At 39.8% G+C, this 26,294-nt stretch carries 22 protein-coding genes; 6 read left to right on the top strand and 16 right to left on the bottom strand.

Going from position 1 to position 26,294, the window contains the following annotated elements:
* Nucleotides 1-408: 408 nt before the first annotated feature.
* The 10 genes from murI to hutC form a co-directional block, all read right to left on the bottom strand.
* On the bottom strand, nucleotides 409-1,209 hold the full coding sequence (murI, locus tag MKX14_RS06365) for a glutamate racemase (protein ID WP_240282069.1): 801 nt from the start codon (nucleotides 1,207-1,209) through the stop codon (nucleotides 409-411).
* A gap of 23 nt (nucleotides 1,210-1,232) precedes the next feature.
* Nucleotides 1,233-1,871, bottom strand: coding sequence for an HAD family hydrolase (gene cbbZ / locus MKX14_RS06360; protein WP_240282068.1), 639 nt, complete (start codon nucleotides 1,869-1,871; stop codon nucleotides 1,233-1,235).
* 104 nt (nucleotides 1,872-1,975) lie between these two features.
* A complete protein-coding gene (locus MKX14_RS06355) occupies nucleotides 1,976-3,802 on the bottom strand; it encodes a DUF885 domain-containing protein (protein WP_240282067.1) in 1,827 nt (608 codons plus the stop codon).
* Nucleotides 3,803-4,056: 254 nt separating this feature from the next.
* Nucleotides 4,057-4,977, bottom strand: a complete 921-nt coding sequence (gene hutG / locus MKX14_RS06350) for a formimidoylglutamase (protein ID WP_044099660.1) — start codon at nucleotides 4,975-4,977, stop codon at nucleotides 4,057-4,059.
* Between the two features lie 10 nt (nucleotides 4,978-4,987).
* Nucleotides 4,988-6,193 carry an imidazolonepropionase gene (hutI, locus tag MKX14_RS06345; protein WP_240282066.1) on the bottom strand — a complete coding sequence of 402 codons (1,206 nt, stop codon included), beginning with the start codon at nucleotides 6,191-6,193 and terminating at the stop codon, nucleotides 4,988-4,990.
* Nucleotides 6,194-6,244: 51 nt separating this feature from the next.
* The gene (gene proY, locus MKX14_RS06340; RefSeq protein WP_240282065.1) at nucleotides 6,245-7,657 is read right to left on the bottom strand and encodes an amino acid permease; all 1,413 of its coding nucleotides are present in this window, start codon (nucleotides 7,655-7,657) and stop codon (nucleotides 6,245-6,247) included.
* A gap of 64 nt (nucleotides 7,658-7,721) precedes the next feature.
* On the bottom strand, nucleotides 7,722-9,260 hold the full coding sequence (hutH, locus tag MKX14_RS06335; RefSeq protein ID WP_133482266.1) for a histidine ammonia-lyase: 1,539 nt from the start codon (nucleotides 9,258-9,260) through the stop codon (nucleotides 7,722-7,724).
* Between the two features lie 87 nt (nucleotides 9,261-9,347).
* A complete protein-coding gene (gene hutU, locus MKX14_RS06330) occupies nucleotides 9,348-11,024 on the bottom strand; it encodes a urocanate hydratase (RefSeq protein ID WP_032059438.1) in 1,677 nt (558 codons plus the stop codon).
* 252 nt (nucleotides 11,025-11,276) lie between these two features.
* Entirely contained in the window at nucleotides 11,277-11,852 is a 576-nt protein-coding gene (locus tag MKX14_RS06325) for a HutD/Ves family protein (protein WP_240282064.1), read from the bottom strand.
* A complete protein-coding gene (hutC, locus tag MKX14_RS06320) occupies nucleotides 11,849-12,601 on the bottom strand; it encodes a histidine utilization repressor (RefSeq protein ID WP_005066641.1) in 753 nt (250 codons plus the stop codon). The genes MKX14_RS06325 and hutC overlap by 4 nt, the downstream gene beginning before the upstream one ends.
* A gap of 353 nt (nucleotides 12,602-12,954) precedes the next feature.
* On the opposite strand from hutC, the gene MKX14_RS06315 reads away from it, so the two are divergent.
* Nucleotides 12,955-14,067, top strand: a complete 1,113-nt coding sequence (locus tag MKX14_RS06315; RefSeq protein ID WP_240282063.1) for an acyltransferase family protein — start codon at nucleotides 12,955-12,957, stop codon at nucleotides 14,065-14,067.
* A gap of 32 nt (nucleotides 14,068-14,099) precedes the next feature.
* Here the strand turns inward: MKX14_RS06315 and zigA are convergent, their stop codons facing one another.
* From zigA to aroP, 3 genes are all read right to left on the bottom strand, one after another.
* Nucleotides 14,100-15,365: a zinc metallochaperone GTPase ZigA gene (zigA, locus tag MKX14_RS06310; RefSeq protein WP_133482260.1), complete on the bottom strand. Its 1,266-nt coding sequence runs from the start codon at nucleotides 15,363-15,365 to the stop codon at nucleotides 14,100-14,102.
* Nucleotides 15,366-15,506: 141 nt separating this feature from the next.
* Nucleotides 15,507-16,193, bottom strand: coding sequence for a D-Ala-D-Ala carboxypeptidase ZrlA (gene zrlA, locus MKX14_RS06305; protein WP_240282062.1), 687 nt, complete (start codon nucleotides 16,191-16,193; stop codon nucleotides 15,507-15,509).
* Between the two features lie 161 nt (nucleotides 16,194-16,354).
* The gene (aroP, locus tag MKX14_RS06300; RefSeq protein WP_240282061.1) at nucleotides 16,355-17,743 is read right to left on the bottom strand and encodes an amino acid permease; all 1,389 of its coding nucleotides are present in this window, start codon (nucleotides 17,741-17,743) and stop codon (nucleotides 16,355-16,357) included.
* Nucleotides 17,744-18,099: 356 nt separating this feature from the next.
* Here aroP and fahA point away from each other — a divergent pair, with 356 nt between their 5' ends.
* The 4 genes from fahA to araD all read left to right on the top strand — a co-directional run bounded on the left by fahA (nucleotide 18,100) and on the right by araD (nucleotide 21,666).
* On the top strand, nucleotides 18,100-19,407 hold the full coding sequence (gene fahA, locus MKX14_RS06295) for a fumarylacetoacetase (RefSeq protein WP_240282060.1): 1,308 nt from the start codon (nucleotides 18,100-18,102) through the stop codon (nucleotides 19,405-19,407).
* Nucleotides 19,394-20,026, top strand: a complete 633-nt coding sequence (maiA, locus tag MKX14_RS06290) for a maleylacetoacetate isomerase (protein ID WP_014207986.1) — start codon at nucleotides 19,394-19,396, stop codon at nucleotides 20,024-20,026. The genes fahA and maiA overlap by 14 nt, the downstream gene beginning before the upstream one ends.
* 17 nt (nucleotides 20,027-20,043) lie before the next feature.
* Nucleotides 20,044-20,592 carry a VOC family protein gene (locus MKX14_RS06285; RefSeq protein ID WP_002119119.1) on the top strand — a complete coding sequence of 183 codons (549 nt, stop codon included), beginning with the start codon at nucleotides 20,044-20,046 and terminating at the stop codon, nucleotides 20,590-20,592.
* Between the two features lie 294 nt (nucleotides 20,593-20,886).
* Nucleotides 20,887-21,666, top strand: coding sequence for an IclR family transcriptional regulator (gene araD, locus MKX14_RS06280; RefSeq protein ID WP_039254009.1), 780 nt, complete (start codon nucleotides 20,887-20,889; stop codon nucleotides 21,664-21,666).
* A 65-nt stretch (nucleotides 21,667-21,731) separates the two neighbouring features.
* Here the strand turns inward: araD and hppD are convergent, their stop codons facing one another.
* On the bottom strand, nucleotides 21,732-22,787 hold the full coding sequence (hppD, locus tag MKX14_RS06275; protein ID WP_240282059.1) for a 4-hydroxyphenylpyruvate dioxygenase: 1,056 nt from the start codon (nucleotides 22,785-22,787) through the stop codon (nucleotides 21,732-21,734).
* 519 nt (nucleotides 22,788-23,306) lie between these two features.
* Here hppD and MKX14_RS06270 point away from each other — a divergent pair.
* On the top strand, nucleotides 23,307-23,777 hold the full coding sequence (locus tag MKX14_RS06270; RefSeq protein ID WP_240282058.1) for a DUF523 domain-containing protein: 471 nt from the start codon (nucleotides 23,307-23,309) through the stop codon (nucleotides 23,775-23,777).
* A 15-nt stretch (nucleotides 23,778-23,792) separates the two neighbouring features.
* Here the strand turns inward: MKX14_RS06270 and norM are convergent, their stop codons facing one another.
* On the bottom strand, nucleotides 23,793-25,136 hold the full coding sequence (gene norM, locus MKX14_RS06265; protein WP_240282057.1) for an MATE family efflux transporter: 1,344 nt from the start codon (nucleotides 25,134-25,136) through the stop codon (nucleotides 23,793-23,795).
* A gap of 179 nt (nucleotides 25,137-25,315) precedes the next feature.
* Entirely contained in the window at nucleotides 25,316-26,254 is a 939-nt protein-coding gene (locus tag MKX14_RS06260; RefSeq protein ID WP_240282056.1) for a bile acid:sodium symporter family protein, read from the bottom strand.
* Between the last annotated feature and the right edge of the window lie 40 nt (nucleotides 26,255-26,294).

Here is a 26,294-nt window from a genome sequence, read left to right as displayed (position 1 = left end):
GACAGACTGGTGCCCATAGAGACCAGCACGCACGGGGCGTCCCCCTTCCGTCCTACCGCAAAGAAAGGGGACGCAAGGGTCTAACGACTTATAGTAGAACTATAATCCGCTATGGGGACTTACGGTCTGTCAAAACCGTCTGGCAATGTAGGCCAGCAACGAAATAATAATCGGTATAATAAAGAACGTCAATTTATTTTAATAAAAAAGTTTAAATATAATAATTTAATTAATATTTAAATAATATTATCATCTTTATTATATTTGCGACTTTTAATTAAATTTAAAATATAAACTTGGGTTATATATATTTAGTTAATAAAATAGATTAATCTTTAATTTTAATTTAATATTTTATATAGATATATAAGATGATAAGCATATACCTCTTATCATCTTTTCTAGAGTTTACTTTTCTATAGCTTTTACGGGTAATCGCGTACCTAACAAAGAAAAAGTAACGTCCGCAACTTCCAACGGGTCTGAACTGGTCCAAATAATATGATTCCCCTCATTTGGACTTTCAGAACTTAAATCATATTGATTGAGTTGACGCATTAATTGCGCAGTTACAGCTTCCGAAGGCTCAATAATTTGAATATCACGTCCTACAATTTCCTGAATCGTATCTGAGACAAACGGATAGTGCGTACATCCTAAAATAATCGTATCGACTTTTTGCTCGACTAACGGCGCCAAAATATTTACTAAATAATCCTTAACTTCCGCGGTATGCGCTTTGCCCGTTTCGATTTTTTCGGCTAAACCAATACAAGGTACTAAAGACACTTTGATATTTTGTGCGTAAGTTTCAATTAAACTTTTTAAGTTTTTGCCCTTTACCGTGGTGGCAGTTGCCAAGACAGCAATATGCTTAGTTTGTGTGACTGCCACAGCGGGTTTTACCGCTGGTTCTATCGCAATAAGTGGCACATTAATTTGCGTTCTAATCGTTTCAATCGCTACAGCCGTCATGGTGTTACAAGCAATCACGATCGCTTTGCATTTGCCCTGAGCAACTAAGTTTGAAATTAAATGCGTGGTTCGTGAAATAATCCAGTCACTTTCTTTGTCTCCATACGGGACATATTTCGAGTCAGCGAAATAGATAATATCTTCATTCGGTAGTGCCTGCCGAATGTACTTAAATAGAGACAGCCCGCCTAAACCAGAATCAATCATTCCAATTGGGTTGTTATTGTTATTCATGGTTTGTCCTGCATTTCATATATTTAGAAAAATTCTTTCATGGTTGCTAAGTCGTTGAGCACGACTTTGGGCTGAATGGTTTTTAATTTTTCAGCCGATGTATAACCCCAACCTACCGCAGCAAAATCAATGCCTGCTTTATGTGCAGCTTCGCCATCAGTGGTTTGGTCGCCAACATAAATGGCTTGCTCTTTATTTAAATTCAAAATATTGAGAACACGCTTAATTCGTTTAGCTTTGCCAAATACAGAAGAGCCACCATCAATATGAGCAAAAAGCTCACATAGCTCTGCACCCAAAAGATTTTGACAGTTTTCTTTAGAGTTTGAAGTAATAATTGCGAGCGTATAGCCTCGATTGTGGAGTTCTATTAGCTGATCCCGCATGCCTTCAAACATGTAAACGTCTTGATCTCTTTCTTTCATTAAACGAATGAAATCTTTGGCAATCCAAGGCAGTTTCCATCTGGAGACTTTCATCTCTTTCATAATTTCTTTTGGTGAAAGATGTTTGTACTGCTCTACTTCATGTAGCTCTACAGATTTAAATTTATGCTTCTTGGCAAGCTGATTTAAAGCACCTAAAAAGAAGCTAAAGGAGTCGACTAAAGTACCGTCCATATCAAAAATAATAGCTTGGTATTCTTTTAAAGATTTTTCCATTTTAAAGTTCTGAAATAAAATATATTTTTTATAATTATATTATATTTCCTATCTATTTTTTAAATCAGGCCCCTAAAGACCTGACCTAAATTTCGATTTTTGTTTTAAGCTGCCGCTTTTTGTTCCTTAATCCAATTTTCAATACGTGCATCCAGAATATTTAAAGGCAATGTTCCTGCATTTAAGATCATGTCATGGAAGGCTTTGATATCAAAACGGTCTCCAAGCTCCTGTTTGGCGAGCTCCCGTAGCTCTAAAATTTTTAGTTGTCCCATCTTATATGCTAATGCTTGGGCAGGAATAGCAATATAGCGGTCTGCCTCTGCCTGAATATCTGGTTCATCTAACGCAGAATGTTCTCGCATAAAATCAATCATTTGCTGACGGGTCCATTTTTTATAATGCACGCCAGTGTCAACCACTAAACGACAAGCACGGAACAACTCACTCGATAGTCTTCCATAGTCTGAAAGCGGGTCTTTATAGAAACCCACATCTTTGCCCAATTGCTCTGCGTAAAGTGCCCATCCTTCAATATAGGCGGTGTGATTCGGCTGCTTTCGGAACACCGGCAAATTTGGCAGGTTTTGGGCAATATCAATCTGCATATGGTGGCCGGGAATTGCTTCATGGTAAGCGGTCGCTTCCATGGATATTTTGGAACGTTCAGAGAAGTCACCAGTATTTACATACACCTGTCCGGGACGTGAACCATCAGGTGTTCCTTGGTGATACTCCGCACCTGCCGCTTCTTTTTCTCGATATTGCTCTACAGGTAAAACTTCGACTTTATTTTTAGGTAATAAACCAAACAGCTTCGGCAACTCTGGCTGCATTTGGGCAATATACCCCCGATAAATCTCTAAAATTTCTTCACGAGATTTTGGGAAAACAGCGGGATTTGTTTTTAATGATTGTTGGAAACTTTTTAAGTCGTTGAAACCTTGTACTTTGGCAATTTTCAGCATTTCCGCTTCTATGCGAGCAACTTCTTTTAACCCAAGCTGATGAATATTTTCAGGGCTTTCAGAGGTTGTCGTATTGTTTTCTACATAAAAGCGATAGAGCTCGTCACCGTTTGGCAAGCTCCATATACCCTCGTGTTGTCGTCCATGGGGTAAGTAATCTTTCTGAATAAATGCTCCGAGTTTTTGATAGGCAGGTCGAACATTTTGATCTATGGCCTGTAGTAATTCACGGCTTAAACGCTCTTGTTCTGCTTTCGAAATATTTTTTGGAAATTGCTTTAATGGAGAGGCAAACACACTGTCCTTCCCTGCGGGAGTCGCAATGCTATTAATCTGCTTTGCTACTTTTTCAATTAAATATCTGGGTGGCATCAAACCATCTTTTTGGCCTTGTTTCGCTAACTGAATACCTTGATCAAGAATAAGAGGAATTTGTTTTAAACGAGCAATATAGTCTTGATATTGTTTAGCATTATCAAAGGGAATCGAACTAATAAATCCCGGAAATTGTAAATGTAGTCCCCACATTTGATTGAAAGGCATCTCATAGAGTTTCAAATCATAATTTTTAAGCGTCTCTTTCAACTGATAAATCATTAAGTCTTTATTTAATTGATCGGTTGCTGAAAACCCTGTGCTATCGATTGCTTCAAAACGTTTTAAAAAATTTTGAGTAGTTTTTTTATCTTTCTCGATCTGATTTTTTGAAACCTCGGTCCATCGATCGTTGTAGCGTAAATCGCCTAAAGTCGTTGCAGTTTCAGGACTATTTTTCAAAGTATATTCCCACTGTTCCTGTAAAAGTTGGTTTAAAGCTTTCACTCGAACAGAGACATGACTGTTTTGTTTAGATTGTGATTTTTCGATGCTATTTGTATTTATTTCGGGGGTTGTAGCATTAGAAGAATGAGACATCCAAAATAAAACACTGATACAAGCCAATTGTAAGGTTCTGTTTTTCATTTAATTATCCAGAAATATTTAACAAAGGTTAAAATAAAGACAAAACAAATTACGTGCCAAGCAGCATATAAAATGGTGTAAAAATCGAGTATTTTTTTAACTAAATGATTTTATAAATTAATTTTCTTTTTAATTATATTATTTATAGTTGCTATCTATATTCCACATCTGACTTTAATAGACCAAGAACTTAAAAAAAAGTGCACATGAACGATCTCAGTGCACTTTTTAATTTCTACACTAAAAATTGTTTCTCAAGAAAACAAATATTGATAAACAATATAGGCAGCCAGTTTTGCTGTTCTATTGTCTAAATCAAATTTTGGATTGCATTCAGCAATATCTAGAAGTTTAATTTTTCCAGTCTCTTGAATATGCTTAAAAATCGCTTCAAAAGTGGCTAAATCAATTCCTTTGACAGCTGGTGCACTGACCCCCGGTGCAACCGCAGCCGCGAAGACATCTAAATCAATCGTAACGTACAAACAGTCTACTTTTTCAATAAAAGCATCAACCGCCGCGAGCACGTTGTTTAGGTTAAAAATATTAACCTCATGATCACGTAAATATGAACAATTTAGAGCATCGGCTGTATCAAACAAAACTTTAGTATTGGCATGGTTGGCGACCCCAATACATAAATAATTAAATTGTTTTTGATGCTGTTCTGAAAGTCGAGCTGCCTGTAAAAATGGTGTTCCAGAGGTGGCATGCTCTGCTTCACGCAAATCAAAATGGGCATCAAAATTAATAATGCCTATTTTTTTATCTGGCGCGTGGGCTTGTACATATTGGAACAGACCGCTAAAGCTGCCAAATGCAACTTCGTGTCCACCGCCCAATACAATCGGCTTTAAACCATTTTGCAAGCTGTTTGCGACTTGTTCTGCCAACTCGGTTTGTGCTTGCTCTAAATTGTCATATTCGCAGGTCACTGTACCCAAATCGACAATACTGACTGGGCGATGAATCGGTAAATTAGCCAGTTGAGTACGGATTGCATCTGGTGCTTCGGCAGCGCCAACTCGGCCTTTGTTACGCTTCACACCTTCATCAGAGCTAAAACCAATCAGGGCAAATTCAGCAGGTTGGGTTTTATTCATAATATGGTGAATACGTTGGTGTGCTTCACCCTCGCCATCATGGCGGCCTTGCCATTTAAATGTGTGATTCATATGCCACCGTCTAAAAAATAACTTCTTGTCCATGCTGAACGACTCGCTTAGGCAAATCTCCGCCCAGCCAGTAAACTATTTCAGATGGATGCTCAATATCCCAAGCCACAAAGTCAGCGACTTTACCCTGCTCTAAACTGCCGTGTGTTTGCTCTAAACCGAGCGCTTGTGCAGCATGAATGGTGACACCCGCTAATGCTTGCTCAGGCGTTAAGCGAAAAAGTGTGCTGCCCATATTGAGCATTAAACGTAAAGAAAGTGCTGGAGATGTACCCGGGTTTAAATCACTCGATAGCGCAATACGCACACCATGTTTAATAAGACTTTCAATCGGTGGATATTGTGTTTCACGCAATAAATAAAAGGCACCCGGTAATAACACTGCAACCGTGCCCGACTCTGCCATGGCTTTAACATCATCTTCGGTCATGTACTCTAAATGGTCAGCCGACAAAGCATGATAACGTGCTGCCAAACTTGAGCCACCTAGCGATGAGAGCTGCTCAGCATGAAGCTTAATGGGTAAATTTAAAGACTGTGCTATTTTAAAAACACGTTCAACCTGAGCTGGTGAAAATGCCAAATGCTCACAGAACGCATCAACTGCATCGACTAAACCTTCGGCATGCAGTTTAGGCAGCATTTCTGTACAGATATGCTCGATATAAGCATCGCTTTGGTCTTTGTACTCTGGCGGTAACGCATGTGCAGCCAAGCAAGTGCTTTTTACCGTCATTGGTAAAGCTTCACCAATTTGACGGATCACACGCAGCATCTTGCGCTCATTTTCGTAATTGAGTCCGTAGCCAGACTTAATCTCGATAGTGGTTACACCGTCTTGTTGCATACAGCGAATACGTTTAAGTGCTGAGCTTAGTAATTGTTCTTCGCTTGCTTCACGTGTTGCACGAACAGTACTAGCAATACCGCCACCGCTTGCTGCAATTTCAGCATAGCTCACACCTTGTAAACGCTTTTCAAACTCAACACTACGGTTGCCACCAAAAACACTATGCGTATGACAGTCGATGAATCCTGGAGTTACCCAAGCGCCATTTAAGTCAACTGTTTCGGAATATGTATCGGCAGGAAGTTCTTGTTGTTTTCCAATCCACTGTATGAGATGCCCTTCTGTGACGATTACAGCATCTTCAATGTAGGAATATTGCCCATTTTGCATGGTCGCAATATGGCAGTTTTGCCAAAGTTTTTTCATTCGCCTATCCTCGAAACTGCCCAATCGTTAAACCATTGGGCAGTTCATTTGTTAGCTTTCTATCTCGATATTATGCGGGACTGAATTATTTTGCTTTCCCAAATCTTGCTGAGGTTTTACCCAAATACGATAAGCAATCATTAACAGAACAAGCCATGTGATTCCGACATAAATTGCAGGGCGCGAGTCTGGGAAATAACCCATCATGACTAAAATGAACGCCATAAAACCAATTGCAAAAGCAGGAGCATATGGCCAACCAATGACTGGGAAATCCAATGCCTTAATTTCAGCAGTAGATAATTTACGGCGCATCGCAACTTGTGAAAGCAAGATCATCAACCACACCCAAACCGTTGCAAATGTTGCAATTGAGGCAATGATCATGAATACATTTTCAGGAATCAAATAGTTCAGCACTACACCAATTAATAGCACACCAGCCATAACCACCACCGTCATCCAAGGCACACCATTACGTGATAATTTCTGGAAAATTCGAGGTGCTTGACCACGGTTCGCCATGCCATACAGCATACGCCCTGCACCAAATACATCACTATTGATTGCTGAAACTGCCGCGGTAATGACCACAATATTTAGAATTGTAGCTGCTGATTGAATGCCTAAGTTTTCAAAAATTTGTACAAATGGACTTCCTTGGCTACCAATCTGGTTCCATGGGAAAATCGACATCAGCACAAAAATAGTTAGTACATAGAACAGTAAAATACGAACTGGAACTGCATTAATCGCTTTTGGTAAGGTTGTTTTCGGGTCTTGTGATTCACCTGCTGTAATACCAATAATTTCAATACCACCGAAAGCAAATACCACTACAGATAAACATGCGATCAAGCCTGCAATCCCATGTGGCATAAAACCATCATAGATCCATAGATTTTGAATACCCGGTACCACGCTGCTATGGTCTGCATGAAAACCATAAAACATTAAGCCGATTCCACCTAAAATCATGGCAACAATGGCACTCACTTTAATAATTGAAAGCCAAAACTCGAGTTCACCAAAGACTTTTACATGAATGAGGTTAATTGCACCTAAGAACATGATGAGAGATAAAATCCAGATCCACCGCGGCACATCGGGATACCAGAACCCCATATAAATACCAAAAGCAGTGACATCGGCCAAAGCCACAATGATCATCTCAAAAACATAAGTCCATCCTGTGGTAAAACCTGCCAAAGGACCTATGTATTGTGATGCATAATGACTAAATGAACCGGAGACAGGATTATGGACAGCCATTTCGCCCAGTGCGCGCATCACGATATAAATCGCAATCCCTGCGACGATGTACGCGAGCAAGACTGAAGGCCCAGCCATTTTAATAGCGGTTGCCGAACCATAGAAAAGCCCAGTTCCAATTGCTGAGCCTAATGCCAAGAAACGAATGTGGCGAGTGTTCAACCCCCGCTGTAGTGTGGAGCTTTGCGACATTATAATCTCCAATCCTTGAGGATATTTAGTTAGATACGGCCACTCCATGTGACCGTTTTTTCAATCACACTTCAGATAAACTAGGGAGTAGTTTTGGAATGAGTAACTCGTTTAGGCAACCACTCGCGAGTAACTCACTTGCCTGCTCAATATCAGGAGCAAAGAAACGGTCTTCGCTGTAGTAAGGCACTTGAGCGCGCAAGATTTTACGAGCTTGTTCAAGTTTAGGCGAGCTTTTTAAGCCTTCACGGAAGTCTAGACCCTGACAAGCGCCTAACCATTCAACAGCTAAAATGCCACGGACGTTGTCAGCCATATACCAAAGACGTTTGCCCGCATTCGGAGCCATTGATACATGGTCTTCCTGATTCGCTGAAGTCGGCAAGCTATCCACACTTGCCGGATGTGCAAGTGCTTTGTTGTCACTTGCAAGAGCAGCGGCAGTTACTTGGGCAATCATAAAGCCTGAGTTAACACCACCATTTGCCACCAAGAACGGTGGAAGTTGTGACATGTGACGGTCCATCATCATCGAAATACGACGTTCAGACAGTGAACCAATTTCTGCAATTGCCAAAGCTAGATTATCAGCTGCCATTGCAACAGGTTCTGCATGGAAGTTACCACCAGAAATCACGTCACCTTGTTCAGCAAAAACAAGCGGGTTATCAGATACAGCATTTGCTTCAATTTCTAATACTTCAGCAGCCTGACGGATTTGGGTTAAACATGCGCCCATCACCTGTGGTTGGCAACGTAAAGAGTATGGGTCTTGAACTTTACTACAGTCTTCGTGTGAATGTGCAATTTCACTTGAGTCTGTTAATAGGTCACGATAAGCCGCAGCTACATCAATTTGACCACGTTGACCACGTACTTCATGAATACGAGCATCGAATGGTGCACGTGAACCCAGCATTGCTTCAACGCTTAAGCCACCACAAACAGTTGCAGCTGCAAATAAATCTTCCGCTTCAAATAAGCCGCGTAAAGCATAAGCAGTTGAAACCTGTGTACCATTTAAAAGTGCTAAACCTTCTTTAGCTGCTAAAGAAATAGGTTCTAAACCTGCAACTTTTAAAGCTTCAACTGCCGGTAACCATTCACCTTTATAACGCGCCTTACCTTCACCAAGTAACACTAAAGACATGTGTGCAAGTGGTGCCAAGTCACCTGAAGCCCCTACTGAACCTTTTAGTGGAATGTGTGGGTAAACTTCGGCATTAATTAAGGCCAACAAAGCATCAATCACTTTACGACGAATACCAGAGAAACCACGCGCCAAGCTATTTGCTTTCAATAGAATAATTAAACGAACCATTGCATCATCAAGTGCTTCACCAACACCTGCGGCATGTGAAAGAACCAATGAACGCTGTAATTTTTCTAAATCTTCAGGAGCAATTTTAGTTGAAGCAAGTAAACCAAAACCTGTATTAATGCCGTAAGCTGTACGCCCTTCATTTACAATTTTCTCAACGCAAGCCACGCTTGCATTAATTGCAGATGAAGCACTTTCATCTAATTTAACTTTAATTGGGTTGAGGTAGGCTTGACGTAAATCGGCTAAGGTCAGTTTTCCCGGTTGGATCAATAATTCCATGTTGGCTTCCTAATTTTTTGCACTATATTCTGCTGAGACGGTGCTTTTCACAATTGCAAAAAGCACCGCCAGTTCTTCCGTGTATTTTTATTGCGTGATCATTGGCAAGTGTAAGCCTTGCTCTTTCGCACAGTTAATCGCAATTTCATAACCTGCATCGGCATGACGCATAACACCTGTTGCAGGGTCATTGGTCAGTACGCGAGCAATACGTGCAGCAGCTTCATCTGTACCATCACACACAATCACAACGCCTGAGTGTTGAGAGAAGCCCATACCTACACCACCACCGTGATGTAAAGACACCCAAGTTGCGCCGCCCGCTGTATTTAACAATGCATTTAATAAAGGCCAATCTGATACTGCGTCTGATCCGTCTTGCATTGCTTCAGTTTCACGGTTTGGACTTGCAACCGAACCTGAGTCTAAATGGTCACGACCAATCACAACTGGTGCAGACAATTCACCGCTACGAACCATTTCGTTAAATGCCAAACCAAGTTTTGCACGTAAGCCTAAACCTACCCAGCAAATACGCGCTGGTAAGCCTTGGAAGCTAATACGTTCACGTGCCATGTCTAACCAGTGATGTAAATGCTCATCATCAGGAATTAACTCTTTAACTTTGGCATCTGTTTTATAAATGTCTTCTGGGTCACCAGAAAGCGCTGCCCAACGGAATGGACCAATACCACGGCAGAACAATGGACGGATGTATGCAGGTACGAAGCCTGGGAAATCAAAAGCGTTTGCTACACCTTCTTCTTTCGCCATTTGACGGATGTTATTACCATAGTCAAATGTTGGAACACCCATTTTTTGGAAATCAAGCATCGCTTGTACGTGCTTCGCCATCGACTGTTTTGCAGCTTTTACAACAGCTTCCGGTTCAGTTTTCGCACGTGCACGGTATTCATCCCAAGTCCAGCCTACTGGTAAGTAGCCATTAAGTGGATCGTGTGCACTTGTTTGGTCAGTTACCATGTCTGGACGTACACCACGGCGTACAAGCTCAGGTAAAATTTCAGCAGCGTTACCATGAAGCGCAATTGAAATTGCTTTACCTTCTTTTGTATAGCGGTCAATACGCGCTAAAGCGTCGTCTAAATCAGTTGCTTGTTCGTCTACATAACGGGTACGTAAACGGAAATCGATACTTGCTTGTTGGCATTCGATGTTTAAAGAACATGCACCTGCAAGTGTTGCAGCTAGAGGCTGAGCACCACCCATACCACCTAAACCAGCAGTAAGCACCCAACGGCCTTTTAAATCACCGTTGTAGTGTTGGCGGCCTGCTTCAACGAAAGTTTCGTAAGTACCTTGTACAATGCCTTGGCTACCAATGTAGATCCATGAACCTGCTGTCATTTGACCGTACATAGCCAAAGCTTTTGCATCTAACTCGTTGAAATGTTCCCAGTTTGCCCAGTGTGGTACAAGGTTTGAGTTTGCAATTAAAACACGTGGTGCATCTTTATGAGTTTTAAACACACCTACTGGTTTGCCTGATTGAACCAATAAAGTTTCATCAGTTTCAAGATTTTTTAACGTATCTACAATTTTGTCGAAACATTCCCAGTTTCGTGCTGCACGACCAATACCACCGTATACAACTAACTCTTTCGGGTTTTCTGCAACGTCCGGATCAAGGTTATTCATCAACATACGTAATGGGGCTTCAGTTAACCAACTCTTAGCCGTTAATTCAGTGCCGCGTGGTGCACGAATTTCTACATCACGAAATTTTGTTGTCGTTGTTGTCACAGTCGGACTCCTTCCTTTGAGCTTACATCAGCAGAACATCACTTGTCTCTGCATTTGTATAGTAATGTATTAACTTGTATATACATCCATATACTACACAAATATTTTTCGGCGTGAAGAGGCTTGCTCATATTTTTTTAAAAAAATTGAATAAGCTTATGAATTAAATTAATTTATTTTTGTATCTAGCATAAAAAAAACACATATCTTTTCACGAGACATGTGCTTTCAAATAAGCAAATCACTTAAGTTTTACCGTTGAATTAGCTCAATAACATAACAACTGTTTGGCTGATTTTGCGTAAAATGAACTGATGTTACCCCAGTATTTTTTTCAATTTTTAAAGTCTCATTAGCAGCAATCTGAAAGGAATAATCATCAACATTCACTTCCGTTTCAGCGCCCTGATTAAAAATAAAAATTAGGTCTGCCGAGCTGATAAATGCCTGCTCCGCTGCATCATTCAACCACTGAAAACGGGCATGAAACTTTGCAGGATCATAAATTAAATTTAAATCTCGAATTGCACCGTCGACCAGTTCACTTTGAACCTGACTCTCACCATGGAAAGCAAAAATATCGCCTTGGTTCAGCGTTTTGGCAGGAAGGTTATCGACATGCAGTACCATGCCCTGTCCATCAAGTACGCTAATAATGCGCTGCTTATTGGGAAATAACGAAAATGGCCCAGAATTGGTCACATCTGCCATCGAAATGCGCCACTCAAAGTCAGCCTCACCTTGGCTTCGCGCAATTTCTAAAGTGAAACCCGCACCGTTTTTCCAAAGCATTTTTGTATATTGATCGGCCCTGATCAATTCAATCATGGATTAAATTTCCCTTCGAGATAATAACGGCTACCCGGATAAATCAAACGCGCACTTGAAATGAGTTGTTTGTTTGACCATGTACGGCGACGGATCAGTAAACAAGGCTCAGCTTTAGTAATTTTCAACCACTTACACTCTTGCGGAGATGCTAAAACTGCCTCGACAATATGCTCACCTTCTGAGACAGGAGCTTTTGCCATGAGGTAAGCATTTGGGGTAATGGTTTTAAAATCTTGTTGTAGATAATCTGGAATAAGTGCTGCATCGACTAAACGATCTTCGACCTGAACAGGTACATCATTTTCATAATGCACAATAATCGAGTGAAATAATCTTTGCCCTTCGCGAGTCTGCATTAACACGCTTTGCTCTGCATTTGCATAAATTTGTTCTAGGACTAAAACTTCAGCGTGGTGCTTATGGTTTCGTGCAATAATCTCATCAGCAATATTATTAATTTGAAAAAGTGCAGTTCGGCCTTGCCCTTCAGCTACGAAAGAACCAACGCCCTGAATTCGCACAAGTAGGCCCTCCGTCGTTAACTCACGTAGCGCACGGTTTACCGTCATACGGCTACAGCCGAGTTGATTAACCAGTTCACTTTCCGAAGGAATTTTTTTATTTACAGCCCACGAGCCTTCATAAATCTTTTGTGAAATCAGCTGTTTGACGCGTTGATATAAAGGAACTGGACTATCAGCTTCAATCGAAAGCTCAGCATGTTCTTGTTTTGATGTTCTGGGCATAACAAATACTCAAAAAGGCGGCAGGCAAAAAGGTATTTTAGTTGACATGCTATGTATATACAACCACATACAACATGTTAATTTATGAATTAAATAGATTTTAAAAAGTTTAAAAAATAAACATCGCTCGATAAGAGCTAATTTAAAGTTTTATGTAGAGAAATTCAAATATATAAAGGCTTTATCAATATTTATTTAATCGTTATTTCTGCTATGCCTGTACTCAATTCAAGGATGTAAAAAGTATCGTCTTTTCTAATTTACGAAACGCTGCTTAAAATTTTTATTTAAAATAACTGATCAATAGTATTCTTCTGCCACACAGTATATTAATAAAACTGGAAGCACATCGAATGCGTAATTATAAAATAGATATTCTTCGAGGAATCTCTATCCTTTTGGTTCTTTTACACCATTTTAATATTCCCTATAAACTTAAAGATACATGGTTAGGTTTTGATTTTTTAGGTGAAGCATTTAGCACAGTCATCGCAAGAAATGGAAATTATGGCGTCACCATGTTTTTTGTGATTTCAGGTTTTTTAATTACCCATCACACGTTAAAACGAGACAAACAGTTTTCTGCAATTAACCTCAAGCATTTTTATATCCGACGGGCAGCACGTATTTTACCGTGTCTGATATTACTCATTTTAGGGGTCAGCATACTTGGTTCATTTGACTTAAAACCCTTTATGAACCAAGCCCCCAATGGCATTGAGGTTTCCTATCCCTTAACCATATTTGCAGCTCTAACCTTCTGGATGAACATCCTGATTATTAAATTTGGTTGGGTAAACTATGCTTTGGGTGTGTTGTGGTCACTCTCTGTAGAAGAAGTTTTTTACTTTGTTTTTCCATTATTGTGCCTGTTCACGCGTAGTAATAAGGTCTTTATTGCTGTATTGATTGGGGTAATTCTTTACGGACCTTATTTTAGATCTCTCCATTTTGGAGAAGAAAGTGGCGCCTATTTATATCATTATTTTTCAAGTTTTGATGGTATAGCAATTGGCTGTTTAACGGCGATATTTTCTCATACCTACCGACCAAACTGGACTTATAAAAAGCCTTTTTCTTGGTTGCTTATTTTGAGCATGACCGCGCTATATTTATATGCGCCAATTAAAGAAGTGAGTACATGGGGTATTAGCTTATTTGCTTTTGCTACAGGCTTACTCATTTTGTGTTTTCAGCATCCTTCCGAAACACAGGCGCATAACCTATTGACTAAAGTGATGGTCTGGTTGGGGCAAAGAAGTTATGAGACTTATTTGTTTCATCTGGTTGTGCTGGGCCTTATGAAAGTTACGTTTATTCCTGCTCAAACCGACGCTAGCATCAAAATTATGCTTTTAATTAGCTATCTGGTTTTGACTTTTATTATTAGCGCAACGATTGAAAAATACTATTCCACCCCGCTCAACAGCTACATTCGAAAGGTTTTCATTAAAGATAAATCATAAAAATAAGCCCCTTTAAAATAGGGGCTTTTTAATTAAGCAATCAACATGGTTTCATCATCTTGCTTAAAAGGATTAGACCAACTCTGCCAAACTTGTGGTCCTAAAGCCATTTCTTCATCACTTAACAAGCAACGGTCTAAGCGTTGTATTAAAACTTGCTCATCCATTTGCATACCAATTAAAACTAGCTCCTGACGCGCATCACCTGTGCGGGCATCCCAATTTTTCTTAATTTGTTCAATGCTGGCTAGGTCACTCGGCCAATCTTCTTCTGCAACGGCCGCCCACCAATAACCAGCTAAGCCATGTCGAGCCATTGCACCCGCTTGTGACCATGAATAAGCCAATGTTGGTTCGGCAGCCAACCAGAAAAAGCCTTTGGAACGCACGACTCCCGGCCATTCAGCCTGTACCAAATCATAAAAACGCTCGGGATGGAAAGGTCGGCGGGCACGGTAAACAAAGCTACTGATTCCATACTCTTCAGTCTCTGGCGTATGCTCGCCGCGTAACTCTTTTAACCAGCCTGGTGCTTGCGCAGCTTCATCAAAATCAAATAATTGCGTATTTAAAATTTTATCTAAAGCGATCTTTCCAAATTGAGCAATTTCAATTCGGGCACGCGGGTTTAACGTTTTTAAAATGGCGATAAGTTGCTCTTGCTGCGCCAGATCAATCAAATCAATTTTATTCAGCACAATCACATCACAAAATTCAATTTGGTCGATAAGGAGGTCAACCACAGTTCTCTCATCTTGTTCGCCTAATGACTCGCCGCGTTGTTGCAGGGAGTCAACTGAACTGTAATCTTTAAGAAAATTAAAAGCATCGACTACCGTAACCATGGTGTCGAGTCGAGCAAACTCATTGAGTGAGTTTCCATCCTCATCTTCAAAAGTAAAAGTTTCTGCAACAGGCAATGGTTCTGAAATGCCTGTCGACTCAATCACCAATTGGTCAAAGCGTCCTTCATCAGCTAAACGTCTCACCTCAACCAATAAATCTTCGCGTAACGTACAACAGATACAGCCATTACTCATTTCAACCAGCTTTTCATCCGTTCTTGAAAGCTCTGCCCCACCTTCACGTACTAATGCAGCATCAATATTCACCTCAGACATATCATTGACGATCACGGCAATACGGCGGCCTTCACGATTATTTAAAATATGGTTGAGTAATGTGGTCTTTCCTGCACCTAAAAAGCCCGATAGAACAGTGACAGGAAGCTTGGCAAATGAGTTGGCGATTGCAGTGCGCATGGCTTGATCTCTTTGAATAATATTTAAACTGATCATGGCTGGCCATTTAATATGACCAGATCACAGGCGTAATCTATTTCTAAACCACAATAATGTTATGTTATAACATAACTATTGATCAAGTTTTTATTCCGCTTTTGTTTGGGTCAATTTACTTAGTCGTTGAAAAAATTGCTTTTATAGTCCCTGACAAATTGAGGTTTTGTAATGATGGTCAGGCCCCCAGGCACGGAATCCTTGGCTATCAATATGAATTTGTCCTGAAGCATAAACACCCAGTCCCATATTAAGCGCTTGACCTTTTGTCGCCCAAAACTGACAAAGTTTGGTTTTGGTTTGCTGAATATTAAACTGGTCTAAATCACTCGGCTGTTCTGGGCCAATTCGAAAATCAAGCGCTGCATTAAAGACATGTCGAGAAGCATCAGCACCACCCGCACAGCGGTTTAGAGATAACGCTCGGTAGACCGAAGTCACTTCAAAATCATTAATTACACCATCCTCAACTAACGCTTTTAAAATACTAAGTGTCGGAACGATGTTGGACCAAATCTCTCTTGGTGGCACCGCATAAGGCTCGACGCCACATTTTTGCCATTCTCGAGCTGAACGTAATAACTCATAATCCGGGACTAAATTGGCAAGTCCTTTCTGCTTAAGAAATTGCTTATAAGCCTGCACAGACTGCCTGTGATCACCTGTTGCTAACCACGCAACATACGCCTCGGGTTGAGGCTTTATTTTGACCAATGTTTTTGTAGGTTGAGGTAAAGATGTTTGGGTATGCAGAGGGGTTGTTGGCTTGGGTGTTTGAGTGCTACATGCTGTGAGAGATAATAAAATTAAACCGAAATAACGCTTCATAAATATGCTCTATCTTCACCAAAAATGGGAAAATTGCTCATCATTAAATTAATGAAATGTTATATTATAACAATAATAAAATCCTTTAATTTCTGTTGTAAATTTTAAAAATAAAAAAGGACGTATTGATACGTCCTTTTTAGTTTCTAACTCAGACCTGATTACATATCTGCTTCTAAAGCATGTACAGGCTGCTCAGCTTTTAACTTACGGCGTTTAAATTGATAAGCCACCATTAAGCACAAAATCCATCCCGGAATCATCATCACCGCCACACGCATATCTGGCGTTAGCGACATGACAACTAAAATTCCAAGCATAAACACCATGCAAAGGTAATTACTAAATGGATACATGAAACTTGGGAATTTCGTAGTTTGACCTTGGCGCATCATAAACTTACGGAATTTTAAATGTGTCCATGAAATTACGACCCAGTTAATCACAATCGCTGCAACTACAAGCATCATGAGCAAACCAAATGCTTTTTCAGGGAAAATGTAATTTAACAACACACATAAAATAGTAACTGCCGCAGAAAGGATCACAGCATTGGTTGGAATACCGCGTTTATTAATACGTGCAAATACTTTTGGTGCATTTCCTTGCTGAGCAAGGCCTAACAACATACGGCTACTGCAATAGCTTGTACCGTTATAAACTGAAACCGCAGCAGTCAAAATCACGAAGTTGAGTAAAGTCGCAACGCCTTGACTGTCTAAAGAAGCAAACACCATTACAAAAGGACTGCCACCTTGTGCCATTTGATTCCAAGGGAATAATGAGAATAAAACAAGAAGCGTTGCAATATAGAAAATCAAAATACGATAGATAATCTGGTTTACCGCTTTAGGTAAGGTTTTGTCTGGGTCACGTGCTTCAGCCGCTGTAATACCGAAAAGCTCGATACCGCCAAAAGCAAAAATAATGACTGCCATGGCCATCACTAAGCCTTCAACACCAAACGGGAAGAAACCGCCAATTGCCCAGAGGTTTGAAATGCTTGCCTGTGGACCTGCTGTGCCTGTTGCAAGTAGATATGAACCAAAGCCAATCATTGCAAGAATCGCTAAGATTTTGACAATAGAAAACCAAAATTCCATTTCGCCAAAAAACTTAACGTGTAGCAGATTAATGCCATTAATTAAGACAAAGAAAGTTAAAGCAGATGCCCACGTCGGGATTTGCGGCCACCAATATTGAATGTAAAGACCAATTGCACTTAGTTCTGCCATACAGACGAGTACATTGAGTACCCAATAGTTCCATCCTGACATGAACCCTGCAAATGGTCCCCAATATTTGTAGGCAAAATGACTAAAAGATCCACTAACTGGCTCTTCTACCACCATTTCGCCAAGCTGACGCATCATTAAAAAAGCAATAAATCCTGCAATGGCATAACCGAGGATGACCGATGGACCTGCTAATTTAATCGATTGTGATATACCAAGAAAAAGCCCTGTGCCAATCGCCCCACCCAATGCAATAAGCTGGATGTGCCGATTACTCAAACCATGTTTCAGGTTTCCTTGCTCTTGTGCTGACATATGATTATTCTCATCCGTGTCACGTAATTTTTTTCCAATAAATTACGTATATCATAAATTGATCAAACTTTCATAGAGATTCATGAAAAAATAATTGCGTGACTTTTCTCATGACCGCGAATGAAAACAGAAAATACAAGAAATGACAATTATTATGAAATGTGTAATTAAATTATGTATTGCGTAATTTGATGAATTCAGTATTATAGAGACATGAAGCAATTGGTTGTGCTCGGTCTATATCAAACTCATAAGACAAAAGATGATCTAAGCAAAGGTTAAAACTTATTGAGTAGCTCAGTCCTAGACCGAACTTTTATTTGTATAAGACCCGAGATAAAGACAAGGAAGCGAAAATGGAACAAAAACTAAACTCTTTTATTGAAGTTTCACCTCAATCAGATTTCACTATTCATAATTTGCCTTACGGTGTTTTTAGCAGAGCTAACGAAAGTGAGCGTCAAGTTGGTGTAGCTATTGGTGATTGGGTGATTGATCTCGCTGCTCTTGAAAAGCACGGTCTTTTAAAACTTTCAGAACAAGACACATATTTTAACCAGCCTACACTGAATAAATTTATTGAGTCTGGTAAAGCTAACTGGTCAAAAACTCGTAAGACACTACAGTCTCTTCTTTCAGTTGAAAATTTAACACTCAAAGAAAATGAAGCCTTGCGCCAAGAAGTTTTGGTTAAGCAAGACAGTGTTACTTTGCATTTACCACTTCAAGTATCTGGTTATACCGATTTCTATTCGTCTAAAGAACATGCCACCAATGTAGGCTGTATGTTCCGCGACCCTAAAAATGCCTTACTTCCAAACTGGACTGAATTGCCTGTTGGTTACAATGGCCGTGCTAGCTCTGTTGTCGTCAGTGGCACTCAAGTCGTGCGTCCATCTGGACAAATTAAACTTCCAAATGAAGAGCGCCCAGTTTTCTCAGCGACACGTAAACTCGATTTCGAACTTGAAACAGCATTTGTTATTGGTAAACCAACAGAGCTTGGCCAGCCGATCTCGATTGAAAATGCTTGGGATCATATTTTTGGAATGGTATTACTCAATGACTGGTCAGCACGCGATATCCAACAATGGGAATATGTTCCACTTGGACCATTTAATGCGAAAACTTTTGCAAGTTCGATTTCACCTTGGGTGGTAACGCTTGAAGCACTTGAGCCATTTAAAGTCGAAGGCCCAAAACAAGAGCCTAAACCTTTAGCGTATTTACAAGAAAATATCGCGAATAGTTACGACATTAATTTGAGTGTTGAAATTCAAAGCCCGAAATCGGCACAAGCTGACGTGATCTGCAAAACCAATTTTAAATATATGTATTGGTCTATGGCTCAACAGCTTACTCACCACACCATTGGTGGCTGTAATGTTCAGGTTGGTGATTTAATGGGTTCAGGTACCATTTCAGGTTCTACACCTGACTCTTATGGTAGCTTGCTTGAGCTTACATGGAACACCACCAAGCCTTTAACACTTGCCAATGGTGAAACTCGTGGTTTCTTGCAAGACGGCGATACCCTGATCATGAAAGGTCATTGTGAGAAAAATGGTATTCGCATTGGCTTCGGTGAAGTTCGAAATACAGTCCTTCCTGCATTAAATTTCGATTTTGCAGAAACTTCGGAGCCTGACTATGAAGCTGTATAGTTACTTTCGTAGCTCTGCAGCCTACAGAGTACGGATTGGTCTAAACATTAAAGGTTTAGCTTATGAGACTGTTCCGGTTCATCTAGTAAAAAACGAACAGCAAAGCGAAGACTATTTAAAGTTAAACCGTAGTGCTCTGGTCCCGACTTTAATTGACGGCGATTTAACCTTGTCTCAATCGTTAAGTATTTTGGAATATCTAGATGAGCAATATCCAGAAACCAAACTACTTCCAAGTGATGTGCAAGAGAGAGCAAAAGTTCGCGCTTTTGCTCAAGCAATCGCTTGCGATATTCATCCATTAAATAACTTACGCGTACTGAAATATTTAAAAAATGACTTAAATGTTTCAGATGAGCAGAAAAATTATTGGTATCAACACTGGATTATTGAAGGCTTTCAAAATCTCGAACAGCAACTTCAAGATTCAAATGGACAATTCTGCTTTGGACAACAAGCAACCATTGCCGATTGCTGCCTGATTCCACAGGTCTACAACGCGAAACGCTTCAAGATTGATTTATCTGCGTTTCCAAAAATTGAATCGATTTATCACCATTGTTTGTCTATCCCAGCCTTTTATAACGCGGCGCCAGAACAACAACCAGATTGGGAATAGTAAAAAGGAGTTTTAATATGACATTTGCCATTAAAAAAATACATCACGTTGCATATCGTTGTAAGGATGCGAAAGAAACAGTTGAGTGGTACAAAAAAATGCTCAACATGGACTTTATTTTAGCTTTTGCTGAAGACCATGTGCCGTCAACTAAAGCCTTTGACCCATATATGCATTTATTCTTAGATGCTGGTCAAGGTAACGTTTTGGCATTTTTTGAATTGCCAACTCAACCAGAAATGGGCCGAGACGAAAATACGCCTCAATGGGTACAACATATTGCTTTTGAAGTTGAAGACTTAAATGCGTTGATGGCTGCCAAGCAACATTTAGAAGAAAATGGTGTGAAAGTTTTGGGTGTGACCAATCACGGTATTTTCCACTCAATTTACTTCTTTGACCCAAATGGCCATCGTTTAGAACTGACTTATAACGATGCGCATGCTGAAGAAAAAATTGCAAAAATTACTGAAGAAATGAAAACTGAAATGCTAGAGGAATGGAGCAAAACCAAACGCGCTCCACACCACACTCATTTCTTGCATGAAGAAGAATTAGGAACCTAATTTTTAAAGAGCGCACTAAAAAATCGGCATTGATTAGAATTGTTTTAAGAGCAGTTCTATATCAATGCCGATTTATATTATTTAAAACCGCTAAATTTCTAGAAAATTGCGCTATAAATAAGAGCATAGTGATTTTAGAAAATTTTTGGTTATTAAACATGTCAATTTCGCTAATAGAAAAAGGTGATTTCTATTTTTCACTAGGCTCAGGCATGATGTAAAACGCGCCAATTTCAATTTATGTTTTGATCGTCACTGTTTAACAGCTAAAGTAAATTTATTAAGGGTATTTAAATGATTGAAGAAAAAGTATCTGGGGGGGTTCAATCACTTGAAGTCGGTTTATCTGTACTAAACGCCCTTTTGGAACACAATCAACCTATTATTCTCAAAGATCTGTCTAGCAAGCTCGAAATGCATCCTGCTAAGGTTCACCGCTATCTGGTCAGCCTTATTCGTATGGAATATGCAAAACAGCTTGATGATGGACAATATGCTTTAGGTGATCAGGCATGGCGCTTAGGTCTTAACTGTGTTCAACATAGCGACACACTACAGCTCGTACAGCATTTAATTTACGACCTACAAAACAAAATTGGTTGCGGCATACAAATTAGTAAATGGTCCCCGAAAGGGCCTGTTGTGGTTCAGTCAATTGAGTCTAACCACCCTATTTCGATTGTCACTAAAGTCGGCTCAATTATGCCTTTAGTTAATTCTGCTGCAGGACGTTTATTTGCTTCTTATCTTCCAGAGCATTTTGTTCGTCCCTTAATGGAAGCCGAATGGCAAAAGCATCAGGAACTTGGACTAAATATTGCCCCACAGAACTGGCAAGCATTTACAGAGCTTAAAGAAACTATTCGCCAGCAACAAATGTCAGCAGCGAAAGGTGATTTACTCACAGGTATTAACGCAGTAGGTCTACCAGTATTTAACTCAAACCAGAGCATTGAGTTTTGTATTGTGGCACTGGATAGTGAAATGTTTTTACCCGTCGACCCACAAAGTAAAATTATTGAAACGCTTAAAAATGAGATTAATTTAATTAATCAATATATTAAAAGCCGCTAATCATTAGCCATAAAAAAACCAAGAGCAATGCTCTTGGTTTTTTTAGATTAGAGACAAAGCAAAACTTATTTTGCTTCGAGAACACCACGGCGAATTTGGTCACGTTCAATCGATTCAAACAGTGCCTTGAAGTTACCTTCACCAAAACCGTCGTCATCTTTACGTTGAATAAATTCGAAGAAAACTGGCCCAATCATATTTTGAGAGAAGATTTGCAATAAAAGCTTCTTCTGACCGTCTTTAGTATTACCGTCAAGCAAAATACCGCGCTGCTGTAATTCATTAGTCGGTTCGCCATGCTCAGGTAAACGGTCTTCCAACATTTCATAATATGTGTTTGGCGGTGGAGTCATAAATTGCAGACCCAAGCCCTTTAACTTATCCCAAGTCGAAATTAAGTCATCACAAATAAACGCAATATGCTGAATACCTTCGCCATTAAAATCAGCTAAGAATTCTGCAATCTGACCGTTACCCTTGTCTGAGTCTTCATTTAAAGGAATACGGATCATGCCATCTGGAGCAGTTAACGCTTTAGATGTTAAACCTGTATATTCGCCTTTAATGTCGAAGTAACGAATTTCTTGGAAGTTAAAAATCTTCTCGTAGAAGTTTGCCCAGTACTCCATACGGCCTTTGTAGACGTTATGAGTTAAGTGGTCAATTTCTTTTAAACCAGCACCTTCTGGGTGACGCTGCGCATCATCAAAGAAAACAAAGTCATTTTCATAAATGTCACGGTCAACCAAGAAGATTGGCATGCCACCAATACCTTTAATTGCCGGAATGTTAAGCTCCATTGGCCCAATATTAGATTGCATTGGTTCTGCACCAAGCTCAACAGCCTTTTTAAAAGCTTTTGCTGCATCACGTGTTTTGAATCCCATTGCGCAAGCAGATGGGCCATGCTCATTGAAAAAGAATGAAGCATAAGATTCTGGCTGATAATTCAGGATAATATTGATATTTCCTTGACGCCATAAGTACACTTTTTTCGATTTATGCTTGGCTACTTTTGAAAAGCCGATGGTTTCAAAAATTGTATCTAATTCATTTTCTTTTGAAACAAACTCAATAAATGCAAAACCGCATAGTTCTAATGGGTTCTCTAAAATATCCATCTAGTTTCCCTCTGGTGATTACCTGATCCGTTTATTTCTGCTGATCTGGTCAGCTCCTTTCTCTATAGAATACGCATTTGCGGGGAGAGTGTTTGAACCGTCAAAATGCCTTAGCCCAACGCATCCTATGAGAAAAAAACCAATAATTAAAACGATGATTGAGTGAGCACGAAGCCGATGATTAATTTCCCTTCTATATGGTGTTTATTTTCCATACACACAGTCCTTTCTTATCTAAAAGTACGATTGAGATTTTTCAATAAACCTTTAAAAATCGCCTTTTCCTAAAGTCATTCCTAGATTTATGGAGGCCAACATCCTTGTTGGACCTCCAATGGCCATTTACCTTAAAACAGATGCTACTAAAAACAATTAAATTATGCAATACATAATTTAATTATGAATTGTGTAATTTATTAATCAAATTACGCCGTTTGTTTGCACCCGTTTTTAATTTCATATTTTATAAATCATTGGGTACACTCACATGGCTTTTAAAGTTCTAACGGCGGAAAACTCATGCTTTTAATCAGTGCCTGTTTAATTGGTGAACCTGTACGTTATGATGGTCAAACATGCCTGCACACTACACTTCAGCAATTATTTTTAAATAAAAAAGCCCATGCACTTTGCCCAGAGTTATTAGGTGGATTTAGCACGCCTCGCTTACCCGCAGAAATTGTAGGAGGAACAGGTAAAGATGTGCTTGATGGCAAGGCAAAAATTACTGACTCATCTGGTTTAGATGTGACAGCGCTCTATTTAAAAGGTGCTCACCGCACTCTAGAAATTGCACAGCAAATAAAAGCAAGCTGTGTGGTTTTAAAAGAAAATAGCCCATCTTGCGGCAGTCAAAAAATTTATAACGGAACTTTTCAAGGCGAGAAAATTACGGGCGTTGGGATTACCACAGCACTGTTACAGCGCCATGGTTTTAAAGTGATTTCTGAAAACGAAATTGAAGATTGGTTAGCAGCACATCCTCTTTAACCATTGTCTGCTCAATCAAAATCCTCTTAATTGTTTTCTAAAACGGAAACATAAGGCACTCATTAGACAAGCCACTAAATAACTTATGGCAGCCATACTCCAGAAACCATAAATTCCCATTGCAGAAATCGAATGGCTCCCCCAATACAGGCCTTTATAGGCCATCCACCAGCCACCACCCAATCCGAAACATAGCACCACGACTAAAAAAATCAGCATGGGTAAAATTGAGACATCCCAACAGCGCAGCAAAGAGGTGAGTAAGGTCATGAAGCCATCTAGAAAATGAGATATACAGACAATTAACAGCAGTGATGCAGCCAAAACCTGCACAGCCAAATCATCTGAATAGAAGGTAACAATTAAGTCCCGCTCCAACCATAAACCTAGGGACAGACTGCCACTCACTGCCATAATTACCCATATACTTTGTCTGGCAATTTTGTTTGCTTCTTCCATGTCGCCACTGCCCATAGATCGCGACACCAAAATGCTATAAGCCGAGGCAATTGAGGAAGGAAAAATAAACATAAAACCACCCGTGCTCGCGACAATTTGATGGGCTGCTGACACCACACTCCCAAAAGGCAAAATCAAAATAGCCACCGAACAAAATGCAACAACATCCATCAACGCCATGATCGCGGTAGGTATTCCTATTTTTAAAATCATACGCAGACTTTGTCGGCCATCTTCAACCGAACGTTCTGGTTGCTCAATAAAAATGTAGCTTTTCTCTAGGAAAAACAGGTAATAAACAGCCAACATAAACCACCGTACAATGAGAGTAGCGAACAAAGCCCCTATGGCACCGAGTGGTGGAATTGAAAATAAAGCGACCCCATAAATCAAAAGATAGGACAAAATAATTTTAAGAATGAAAAAAATGCTATCTGATAGTAAAACCTTATGCGCATTTTCAGTGACCTGAGACAAAGCTGTACATAGGCGCATCAGTAAATGCGCAGGTAAAATAAATACCAAGACCCAAATACAGTTTTTAGTAATTGAAACCACATGTTCAGATGCACCAAATAATTTTGGTAAATCATGGAACAAGTAAAGCAAGCCAATACTCACCAATGCCGAACATAACATCAGCCAAATGCCTTGAATAAAGATTTGACGAATATGGGGTATGTCATGGCAACCATATGCTTCCGAGAGCTTGAGTATCACACCTTGCAGAATACCCATTCCAATGACATAAATCACTGTATATAAAGATAAGGTTACCGATAATGCGGCGACATGGTCATTACTAAAATGCCCTACATAAGCAATATCAACCAATCCACTTAAAACTAGAATTAAATTGCTTGAGAGCATGGGAATAAATAATTTAAAAATCTGGTTCATCAAAAAAAAGCCTTATTTTTTTCTTTGCGATTTATGTTGATATTCACGTTATTTTTAGTGCATCAATCCAAAGCAAAAGACATACCAGTTCTAAATTCAGCTTCCCCTCAAATATTCTTTAAATAAAAAAGCCAAACTATTCGTTTGGCCTTCTTTTGTAATAGATGTTGTTTATACCGTTATTCTTGTTTGTGTTTACTTGCCCAATAAGTCGCAAGCGCAGGACCAGAAATATTATGCCAAAGACTGAAAATAGCACTTGGTACAGCCGTAATTGGAGAAGCAGCAAAATGTACTGCTGCAAGCGCCACGCCTAAACCTGAGTTTTGCATACCAACTTCTACGGCAATTGCTTTACTGTCCGCATACGGTAGTTTAAAGAAGCGTGCTGCTGCAAAACCTAATAAATATCCAAATCCATTATGCAGTATCACTACCGCCAAAATAAGCAAACCCGACTGTAAAATTGCTGCTTTGCTTCCACCAATAATGGCGGCCACAATCGCGACAATTGCAATAACCGAAACTAAAGGCATCACTTGAATATAAGATTCGATCTGACGTTTAAGCCATGTTCTTAAAATTAGACCGACTACAATAGGTAGTAGCACCACCTGCAAAATCGAAATAAACATCGAAGCTGCGTCAATCTTTAGCCATTGACTAGCAAGCAGATAGAAAATCGCAGGGGTTAATATAGGTGCCAAAAGTGTTGATACCGAGGTACAGGCGACCGATAACGCCACATTGCCTTTAGCCATGTAAGTAATTACGTTTGAAGCCGTTCCCCCTGGGCAACAACCTACCAAAATGACCCCAACCGCGATTTCAGGGGGTAAATTAAGTAATTTACATAAAACATATGCTAATCCAGGCATTACGACAAACTGCGCTACCACCCCAATCAATACCGCTTTAGGGCTTTGTAATACCCCTTTAAAGTCATCGACGGTCATGGTCATTCCCATGCCGAGCATAATAATGCCCAAAATCCATGGAATGTACGCTTTGAGCCAGACAAAAAATTCAGGCTGCCATAGCGCTAGCGCTGCAAAAACAATCACCCATAGAGCAAAAGTTTTTTGAATAAATTGGGTAAAGCGTAGGAATGCAGCCATACTTTCTATCCCTAAAAATAAAATATGAAAGTTAAAAACT

This window comes from Acinetobacter pittii (genome assembly GCF_022449185.1).
GTDB classification, from domain to species: Bacteria; Pseudomonadota; Gammaproteobacteria; order Pseudomonadales; family Moraxellaceae; genus Acinetobacter; species Acinetobacter pittii_I.
Note: the sequence above shows the minus strand (reverse complement) of the source record. Positions and strands in the feature narration are given on the sequence as shown.

Coding starts and splice junctions, on each gene's coding strand:
- cbbZ (WP_240282068.1), bottom strand. CDS start 1,871: ATGGAAAAATCTTTAAAAGAATACCAAGCTATTATTTTTGATATGGAC.
- norM (WP_240282057.1), bottom strand. CDS start 25,136: ATGAACCAGATTTTTAAATTATTTATTCCCATGCTCTCAAGCAATTTA.
- hutH (WP_133482266.1), bottom strand. CDS start 9,260: ATGGAATTATTGATCCAACCGGGAAAACTGACCTTAGCCGATTTACGT.
- MKX14_RS06325 (WP_240282064.1), bottom strand. CDS start 11,852: ATGATTGAATTGATCAGGGCCGATCAATATACAAAAATGCTTTGGAAA.
- hutC (WP_005066641.1), bottom strand. CDS start 12,601: ATGCCCAGAACATCAAAACAAGAACATGCTGAGCTTTCGATTGAAGCT.
- hutI (WP_240282066.1), bottom strand. CDS start 6,193: ATGAAAAAACTTTGGCAAAACTGCCATATTGCGACCATGCAAAATGGG.
- murI (WP_240282069.1), bottom strand. CDS start 1,209: ATGAATAACAATAACAACCCAATTGGAATGATTGATTCTGGTTTAGGC.
- hppD (WP_240282059.1), bottom strand. CDS start 22,787: ATGGATATTTTAGAGAACCCATTAGAACTATGCGGTTTTGCATTTATT.
- zrlA (WP_240282062.1), bottom strand. CDS start 16,193: ATGAAGCGTTATTTCGGTTTAATTTTATTATCTCTCACAGCATGTAGC.
- araD (WP_039254009.1), top strand. CDS start 20,887: ATGATTGAAGAAAAAGTATCTGGGGGGGTTCAATCACTTGAAGTCGGT.
- zigA (WP_133482260.1), bottom strand. CDS start 15,365: ATGATCAGTTTAAATATTATTCAAAGAGATCAAGCCATGCGCACTGCA.
- MKX14_RS06315 (WP_240282063.1), top strand. CDS start 12,955: ATGCGTAATTATAAAATAGATATTCTTCGAGGAATCTCTATCCTTTTG.
- MKX14_RS06270 (WP_240282058.1), top strand. CDS start 23,307: ATGCTTTTAATCAGTGCCTGTTTAATTGGTGAACCTGTACGTTATGAT.
- proY (WP_240282065.1), bottom strand. CDS start 7,657: ATGTCGCAAAGCTCCACACTACAGCGGGGGTTGAACACTCGCCACATT.
- MKX14_RS06355 (WP_240282067.1), bottom strand. CDS start 3,802: ATGAAAAACAGAACCTTACAATTGGCTTGTATCAGTGTTTTATTTTGG.
- MKX14_RS06260 (WP_240282056.1), bottom strand. CDS start 26,254: ATGGCTGCATTCCTACGCTTTACCCAATTTATTCAAAAAACTTTTGCT.
- MKX14_RS06285 (WP_002119119.1), top strand. CDS start 20,044: ATGACATTTGCCATTAAAAAAATACATCACGTTGCATATCGTTGTAAG.
- maiA (WP_014207986.1), top strand. CDS start 19,394: ATGAAGCTGTATAGTTACTTTCGTAGCTCTGCAGCCTACAGAGTACGG.
- hutG (WP_044099660.1), bottom strand. CDS start 4,977: ATGAATCACACATTTAAATGGCAAGGCCGCCATGATGGCGAGGGTGAA.
- fahA (WP_240282060.1), top strand. CDS start 18,100: ATGGAACAAAAACTAAACTCTTTTATTGAAGTTTCACCTCAATCAGAT.
- aroP (WP_240282061.1), bottom strand. CDS start 17,743: ATGTCAGCACAAGAGCAAGGAAACCTGAAACATGGTTTGAGTAATCGG.